General features: G+C 53.2%; 1 tRNA gene. It reads right to left on the bottom strand.

The features are described 5' to 3' along the window. Positions 1-95: 95 nt before the first annotated feature. A tRNA-Lys gene (locus BK120_RS34445) sits at positions 96-171 on the bottom strand. Positions 172-252 lie beyond the last annotated feature (81 nt).

Genomic DNA, 252 nt, shown 5'->3' with positions numbered 1-252 from the left:
CGCGTAGAGGGACTTGAACCCCCACGGTCGCCCGCTAGATCCTAAGTCTAGTGCGTCTGCCAATTCCGCCATACGCGCGCATCCGAGATAAAAAATGGTGAGTCATGTAGGATTCGAACCTACGACACCCTGATTAAAAGTCAGGTGCTCTACCAACTGAGCTAATGACTCATACTATGGTGGAGGATGACGGGATCGAACCGCCGACCCTCTGCTTGTAAGGCAGATGCTCTCCCAGCTGAGCTAATCCTC

Origin of the sequence: Paenibacillus sp. FSL A5-0031, assembly GCF_001956295.1 — a bacterium.
GTDB lineage: Bacteria > Bacillota > Bacilli > Paenibacillales > Paenibacillaceae > Pristimantibacillus.
Note: the sequence above shows the minus strand (reverse complement) of the source record. Positions and strands in the feature narration are given on the sequence as shown.